At 71.5% G+C, this 7,485-nt stretch carries 5 protein-coding genes; all 5 read right to left on the reverse strand.

The window, feature by feature from the left end; genetic code table 11:
* A partial coding sequence (locus tag VI238_RS17010) for a hypothetical protein (protein WP_331653513.1) occupies positions 1-187 on the reverse strand: 187 nt, incomplete at its 3' end.
* A 2-nt stretch (positions 188-189) separates the two neighbouring features.
* Positions 190-3,999 (reverse strand): translocation/assembly module TamB domain-containing protein, encoded by a 3,810-nt coding sequence (locus tag VI238_RS17015; protein ID WP_331653515.1) that lies wholly within the window; start codon positions 3,997-3,999, stop codon positions 190-192.
* The gene (locus VI238_RS17020; RefSeq protein ID WP_331653517.1) at positions 3,996-5,795 is read right to left on the reverse strand and encodes an autotransporter assembly complex family protein; all 1,800 of its coding nucleotides are present in this window, start codon (positions 5,793-5,795) and stop codon (positions 3,996-3,998) included. Before VI238_RS17020 ends, VI238_RS17015 begins: the two co-directional genes overlap by 4 nt.
* 158 nt (positions 5,796-5,953) lie before the next feature.
* Positions 5,954-6,094, reverse strand: a complete 141-nt coding sequence (locus VI238_RS17025) for a DUF3096 domain-containing protein (RefSeq protein ID WP_182531270.1) — start codon at positions 6,092-6,094, stop codon at positions 5,954-5,956.
* Positions 6,095-6,187: 93 nt separating this feature from the next.
* Positions 6,188-7,240, reverse strand: a complete 1,053-nt coding sequence (locus VI238_RS17030) for a hypothetical protein (RefSeq protein WP_331653521.1) — start codon at positions 7,238-7,240, stop codon at positions 6,188-6,190.
* Positions 7,241-7,485 lie beyond the last annotated feature (245 nt).

Here is a 7,485-nt window from a genome sequence, read left to right on the forward strand (position 1 = left end):
CGTAGGCGATGCACAGCGCGAGCAGGTAGCGCAGCGGCATCGAGACGAGGCCCGCGCGCAGCAGCAGCCACGAGGCGAGCAGGCCGCTGCCGCCGGTGAGCAGCACGAGCAGAAGCATGCGCATGCGCGGGAAACCGAAGCGCAGCAGGCGCTCGCGGATGCGCGCGACCTCGTCCTCGCGGCGCATGCTCAGCGCTCCCAGCGGTAGTTGATGCCGGCGCGGTTGCCGCTCGTCGCGTTCTGCGCCTCGAAGTTCCAGCGCTTGCTGAAGATGTACTTGAGGCTGACGACTTCGCCCGGCGTGAACAGGCCGACGCCGTAGCTGAGATAGAGCTTGGGCGAGAGGTACTTGCCGACGGTGAACGCGGCGCCGCCGACCGCGGCGTTGTCGGACACGCCGGCCTCGACGCCCATGCGCGCGCCGATGCCCTTCGCGAGCAGGTCGCCGGTCGCGCTGCCGAGCGCGCGCGCGGCGGTGCCGAGCATGTCGCCTTCGCCGCTCTTGAGGCCCGACAGCGGCTTGCCGGTGATGAGGTAGGACAGCGCCTCGGACTGTTCCATCGCGGGTTGCGAGTACACCGTGAGCACGGGCACCTGCGCGGTGCCGCGCACCTGCAGGCCGGCGACGATCGTGTCGTCGCTCTGTCCGCCCGAGGCGCCGAGGACCGTGCGCGCGGCGCGGATGTCGAGGCCGGGGTTGTCGAGCGCGGTGCCCGCGAACAGCAGGCGACCGCTTTCGATCTTGAGGTCCTGGCCGTACGCGCGATACGTGCCGCCGACGTTCAGCGTGCCGGTACCGGTCGCGAGTTTGCCAGGGCGCTGGTCGATGCGCAGCTGGCCGCGGATGTTGCCGTCGAGGCCGAGCCCCGCGAGCTTGACGTCGTCGCCGAGGTGGATCTCCACGCCGACGACGACCGGCAGTGGCTGGCCCGGCGCGGGTTGCTCGGCGTCGACGACGACGACGTCGGGCGAGGTTTTCGCGGTGCCGCCACCCGGCAGCTTGGCGAGGTCGACGGCGGTCTTCGGGATCGTCACGCTGCCGCCGACGCTGAGGTTCTCGCTCGTGCGCTCGATCACGAGGTCGGGCGAGATCACGACCTTCGCGGCGGGAATGTCCGCGGCGAGGAAGTTGTCGCCCTTGATCGTCGCGTGCAGCGGCGCATTCGCGCCGATGCCGCCCGTGCCGGACAGGGTCAAGGCGCCGTCGCCGGACCTCAGCGTGCCGTCGAGCGCGAAGTGGTCGGCGTCGGTCGCGCGCGCGGTGATCTCGCCGTCGTGCAACGTGAGTCCCGCGGACGGCAGTTCCGCGGCGAGGCCCTTCAGCGTGAGCGCACCGTTGAGCCGTGGCGCCGCGGTCGTGCCCGCGAACGTGTAGTTCGCGGCGAGCCGGCCTTTCGCGTTCGCGACTTCGGGCGTCAGCAGTTCGACGAACGCGAGGCTGTTGAGCGCGACGTCGAGATGGCCGCCGAGCGCCTGCGCCGATCCGGGCGGCCCGCTCACGGTCACGTCGCCGTCGAGGCGGCCGTCGTGGTCGAGCGATGCGCGCAGGGTCGCGTGCGTCGACTGTGGCGACAAGGTCGCGTCGAGCGCGAGGCCGGTGTATGCGAGCAGCGGCTGGTTCGCATTGTCGGGATAGGCGACGCTGCCGCGCTCGGAGGCGAGCGACGCGGTGCCGTCGAGCGCGCCCGCGGCGCTGCGGCGCACGTCGCCGTGGCCGCCGATGAGGCCTTCGACGCGCACGGGTGCATCGGGCGAAGCGAGCTTCATCACGAGCGCGAGCGGCAGGCGCTCGATGCGATAGCGCGCGGCGAGCGCGCCGTCGGCACTGCCGTCGCCGCCGATGCACAGGGTCGCCCCGCCACCTGCGAGGCAGGCGTCGGACGCGGTGAACTGCTTGCCGTCCCAGCTCATCGCGGCCGCTCGTTCGAGCGCGAGCGGCGGCGCGTCCCTGATCGCGACGTCGAGCGTCTCGAGGCTGCCTTTCCACCGACCCTGTTCGTTCGCGCTGCCCGACAGCGCGAGGCGGAGGCCGAGCGGCGACCCGCGCGCGTCGAGAGCGAGCCGGTGCGCGTCGCGACCGCCGCTGCCGTCGATGTCGACGCCGTCGAACGCGAGCGCGCCGCTCGCGACGCGGCTGGCCTTGATCGACAGCGTGCCCTGCGGCGGGTCGAGGCTCGCGATGTCCGTGGCGATGTCGAGTGCGTCGATCGTGCTGCCGCCCGAGGCGAGCTTCGCACCGTGCGCGCGACCGTTCACGGCGAGCTTCGGCCAGCGCCCCTGCACGCGGAACTCGCCGTCGAGGCGTCCGGCCGCGTCCGGCAGCCAGTCGCCGAGCGATGCGATCGCGAGCCGGATCGTCGCGTCGGTCTGGTTGCCGCCGCGGCCGACGACGGCGACGCGGCTGTTGCCGGATGCGACGTCGAGTGTGCCGTCGACGACGTAGTCGGGCTTGAGCGCGAGGTCCGCATGGCCGGACAGCGCGCGCTTGCGCAACGTGCCGCCGAGGCGGTCGAGCTTGATCGTCGCGTCGGGGCCGCGGTCGGTCAGCGCGCCCTTCGTCGCGAGATCGAAATCGAGCGCGCCCGGCCACGCGGCCGCGAACGCGCCCGGATCGAGCCTGTTCGCTTTCGCATCGATCTGCCAGGCGAGCGTGGGCTTCAGCGTGATCGTGCCCTGTGCGTCGAGCCCGCCTTTCGGCTGCTGCAACGCGAGTTGCTTCAACGTGATCGCCTCGGGCGTGCCGTCGAGATCGAGCGCGAGGTCCGCGAGCTGGCCCGGCGGGCCGATCGACAGCTTGCCCGCGGCGTGGAAGCGCTCCGCGCTGCCGTTCGCATCGAGCTGGCCGTGGGTCGCGAGCACCTGGCCCGCGAGGTCGGCCGGCAGCACGACGTCGCTCCAGCGCAGCGCGAGCGTCGCCGCGACCGGCTTCGCGTCGAGCTGCACGGTGCCGTTCGCTTCGAGCGTGCCGGCTGCTTCGGGGCTGCGCACGGTCAGCGCCTCGATCACGAAGCGCGCGTCGCCGAGCGCGTAGCGCAAGGGTTCGATGCGCACGCGATGATCGTTCGCGGCGACGTCACCGCTGATCGTGCCGCCGTGAACGTCGCCGCTGCCCTGCAGCGAGAGTTCGAGCGCGGCGAGCGACGAGTCCTTCTGCACGCGCTTCGGGTCGAAGCGCGGCACCGCGACCTTCGCGGTCCACGGCCAGTCCTTCGCCTGCGTGAGTTCGGCGTCGACGTTCGCGGCGGTCGGTTCGGTCAGTGCGACGGCGAGGCGTGCGACCTTGCCGTCGCCGTTCGCGCTCAAGGTGCCCGCGTACGCCACGTCGGCGACCTTCCAGCGGAACTCGAGCGCACCGTTGCCGGGGTAGCCCGGCAGTGCGGCGATCGTGCCGTGCAGGTCGACCTGGCCGTCGGGCGAGCGCAGCGCGATCGAGTCGAGCTTGATCCCCTGGTGCGTCCAGCGGCCGACGACGTCGAGCGTGTCGATCGCGAGCAGCGGCGTGCCGTCGCTGCTGATGGCCGCGTGCGCGAGCACGAGGCGGTCGAGCACGATGTCGAGCGGCGCCGCGAGCGAGACGTCGCCTGCGGGCTGCGGCGGTTCGGCCGCAGGCGGCACGCTCGTGAGCGCGACGTCGAGCCCGTCGAGCTGGAGCTTCGTGAGATGGAGGCGAGCCGCGAGCAGCTCGAGCGGCGAGAATGCGATCACCGCACGCTGCGCGTGCACGTCGACGCCCGCCGCGGTGTCGCGGTAGCGCAGGTCCTCGATCGTCGCGGGTCCCGCGAGGCTGCCGCCCGAGCGCGCGATCGTGAGCTTGCCCTCGGTGGCGCCGATCGCGCGCGCGAGCACGAAATGCAGGCCCGACTCGGTGCGCAGCAGCCAGAACGACAGCACGCCGACGAGCACGAGCAGTGCCGCGAGCGCGATGCCGACGCGTACGAGCAGGCGAGTCCAGGCGAAGCCTCGTGCAGGACCGTCCGTCGGTGTAGTCCGCTGCGTCATAGATCCGGTCCGATCACGATGTGCAGTTCGACGCCGTGGTTCTGGTCGTCGCGCACGGGCACGCCGAGGTCGACGCGCACCATGCCGACCGGCGAACGCCAGCGCGCGCCGACGCCGACGCCGATCTTCTGGCGGTAGCTGTCGAAGCTCGAGAACGCGTCGCCGGTGTCGATGAAGGTCGCGATGCCCCAGTTCGGCTTGAAGTAGTACTCGTACTCCGCGCTCGCGACCGCGAGGTTCTTGCCGCCGATCACGAAATCCTGGCAATCGCTCTTCGGATGCGCGTCGCAGTACGCCTGCGCGACGGGCACGAGCGCGTCGGGCAGCGGCGGGCCGATCGTCTGGAAGCCGTAGCCGCGGATCGAGCGATCGCCGCCGGCGAAGAAGCGCAGTTCAGGCGGCAGCTTGTCGAAGTCGCCGACGTGGGTCGCGCCGAGCGATCCGCGCGCGATGAAGCGCCCGCGTTCGCCGAGTCCGTGGATCCATTTCGCGTCGGCGCTCGCCTGCGCGAAGCTCGTGTCCGAAACGAGGCCCTTCTGGCCCGCACGCGCGGCGAACGTGAGCGACCAGCCGTCGCGCACGAACGCGGGATCGTCGGCCTTCTTGCGCGTGAGCGACGCTTCCGGATAGAGCAGGGTCGTGTCGCCTTCGATGTTCGCGACCTTGAAGTCGCCGGTGAGGAACTTGAGCCCGAGCGTGCGCGTCCAGCCGCGCCACACGCGCGAGTCGGTCGCGGCGAGGCCGAACGTGCGCGCCGTGCTCGTATCGGTATCCTCGTCGCGGAACGTCGCGCCGAATGCGAGCGTGTGGTTGTCCGGACCTGCGAGCGGAATCTGGTACTGCGCCGACGCGGTCTTGAGGCGCGTCGCGACGATCGCCTCGACCTTGGCCTTGTGCCCGCGCGCATTGATCCAGCGCCGCTCGACGCCGCCGCGCACGCCGGGGCCGGTGTCTGTGCCGATGAACACGCCGCCGGTGTAGATCGTGCGCTTCGCCGGTCCGAGCATGACCTTGATCGGCACCGTGCCGTCCGCCGCATGCTCGACGTCGGGCTCGACCTGCACGATCGCGAAGTAGTCGGCGTCGATGAGGCGCTGCTGCAGCGCGAGCACCTGGTCCTGGGTGTAGAAGTCGCCCTTCACCCACGGGATGTAGCGTTCGAGGAACTCGCTCGGGAACTGCGCGCCCTCGAACGTCGTCGTGCCGAGGCGGTAGCGCGTGCCGACCTTCCAGGCGAGATGGATGTCGGCCGTGTTCGCCGCGCGCGTGACCTCGACCTGGTGCGTCACCAGTTCGGCGTCGAGGTAGCCGCTCGCGAACAACGCGGCCTGGATCGTCGCCTTGCTCTTCTCGTACGCGGCGTGGTCGAGCGGCGCGCCCTGCGCGGGCGCGAACGCGGCGAGCGCCTTGCGCACCTCGCGCTGGCCGTCGGCATCGCCGTCGATGCGCACGTCGACGGTCGCGACCTTCACCGGTTCGCCCGGCTTCACGTGCAGCACCGCGACGTAGGCGTCGCCGTTCTCGCGCAGCTCGCCGTCGACCGCGACGGTGTAGTAGCCGTAGGGTTCGAGCACCGAGCGGATCTGCGCGTCGGCGTGCTCGTACAGGCGCCGTGCCTGCGCCGCGGTCACGTCGCGCGACGCGTACTGCCCGAGTTCGAGCCCGGCGAGCACGGCGTCGCGCAGCGGGCCGTCGACGCCGTCGAGTTCGACCGTGACGCGGCCCGCGTGCGCGGCCGCGGTCGCGAGCAGCAGCACGAGGCAGGGCAGGAACGCGGGGCGGCGGAGGGATGACATGCGCATCGTGCAGTTATAGCAGCCGCGGCGCCGCGGCCTCGCGTGCGGCGTCGAGCGAGCGCGCGAACGCAACCGGGCCGGCCCCGATGAAGAGGCCGGACCGCTCGTCGTGCAGGTGCCCGCGCGGCCACGCGCAGGACGCGATGCCGGTCACGGCGTCACAGCCGCAGGTTCGGGAACAGGCCGATCAAGCCGATGATGATGAGGTAGAGCGCGACGACGTAGTTGAGCAGGCGCGGCCGGATCAGGATGAGGATGCCGGCGATCAACGCGATCAGGGGCTGCAGCGCGATATGCATGTCGGGCTCCGCGGTGGGGGAGCCCGAAAGGTAGCAGGTCGGCCTTGCGCGCGGCTGAAGGAACCGTGTCCGGGGGACTGCGCCGGCGCGGGGTCAGCGCGTGAACACGGTCGCCGCGAGAAGCCGCTGCGTCTTGCGCGTCGAACGCTTGCGCTTGCCGACCGCCTGCGCGCCCGGGTCCCAGCTGCCGAGGCGGCGCGTCTCGATGAGGCCGAGCGCGTCGTACGCGTTCACGACGTCGAACACGTCGGCCATCTTCGCCTTCGCGGCCTTCGCGATCTCGTGCAGCGGCGCGGCCTGGCGCATGAGCGTGAGCGCGATGCGGTGCTGCTTGCGGTAGTCGTTGTCGAGCGGCAACCAGCTCTTGAGCTTGTAGCTCGCGCTCGGATCGAGGTGCGCGGCGAGCCAGCCGTTCGAGCGCAGGAACGCGTGCAGCCAGCGCAGGCGCACGAGCGGCCGGCCGGGGTACTGCTTGCGCAACTCGGCGAGCTGGGCGCCACCGACGCGCTTGCGCTCGTGCCCGGCGAGCGGGTCGAGGAAGTACGGCTCGAGTTCGGCCAGGCGCGCGCTCGTGTGGAACGTGTCGGTGACGGGATCGATGAGCAGGGGCGGGATGCCGTGACGCTGCACGAGCACCGCGCCGCGCGTGACCAGCGCCTCGAGGTCGGTGCAGCGGCGCTCGCGCTGCACGTCGATGAACGACGCGCGCGTCGACTCCGGCGTGTCCGCGGCCGCATCGTCGTCGCGGCGCGCCGGCTTGCGTGCCTGCGGCACGATATGCCGCTCGACCGCGCTGAAGTCGATCAGGCGGCGCGGCTCGGGCGGTGCCGCGCGGCCGACGTGGTTGAGCAGGCCGACGATGGCTTTCGCACTGAACGGGCGGTGCAGCACGAGGTCGGCGCCGAGTGCATCGTCGCCCGCATTCGCGATCACCGCGAAATGCTTGCCCTCGTCGAGCGCGCGCACGCGTGCGCAGCGACCGCCGAAATCGCCGAGGTCGGCGAGCACGAAGTCGATCTCGTCGTCGTCCTTGGCGAAGCCCCAGGCGTGGTCGAGCTGCGGCTGGACCACGCGGATGAAGGTGCCGATTTCCGACACGTCGGCGGCGGCGGCACCGGCCACGACGAGGTGCTTGCGGGGTTTCATGGTCTGCGGGGCCGGGTGAGCAGCGCGTCAGGGGGCGCGTTCGATCGTCATTATCCCGAGCCGCGCCCGGAAAAATGTGACCCTGCACCGGAAACGGGCCGCGCCGGGTGCCGCCTGGCGGTCCCGATGCGCCGCTCGCCGCCACTCCTTCGACGAAGGGCGACTTGCGCACGGCCGATTCCGGGCACACGATCACGTTTCCGCGCAGCGAGGGATTTTCCGGGTGGACGGACGAGCGATCTGGC

Origin of the sequence: Dokdonella sp. (assembly GCF_036518555.1) — a bacterium.
Taxonomy (GTDB): Bacteria; Pseudomonadota; Gammaproteobacteria; order Xanthomonadales; family Rhodanobacteraceae; genus Dokdonella_A.

Coding starts and splice junctions, on each gene's coding strand:
- VI238_RS17015 (WP_331653515.1), bottom strand. CDS start 3,999: ATGACGCAGCGGACTACACCGACGGACGGTCCTGCACGAGGCTTCGCC.
- VI238_RS17020 (WP_331653517.1), bottom strand. CDS start 5,795: ATGTCATCCCTCCGCCGCCCCGCGTTCCTGCCCTGCCTCGTGCTGCTG.
- VI238_RS17025 (WP_182531270.1), bottom strand. CDS start 6,094: ATGCATATCGCGCTGCAGCCCCTGATCGCGTTGATCGCCGGCATCCTC.
- VI238_RS17030 (WP_331653521.1), bottom strand. CDS start 7,240: ATGAAACCCCGCAAGCACCTCGTCGTGGCCGGTGCCGCCGCCGCCGAC.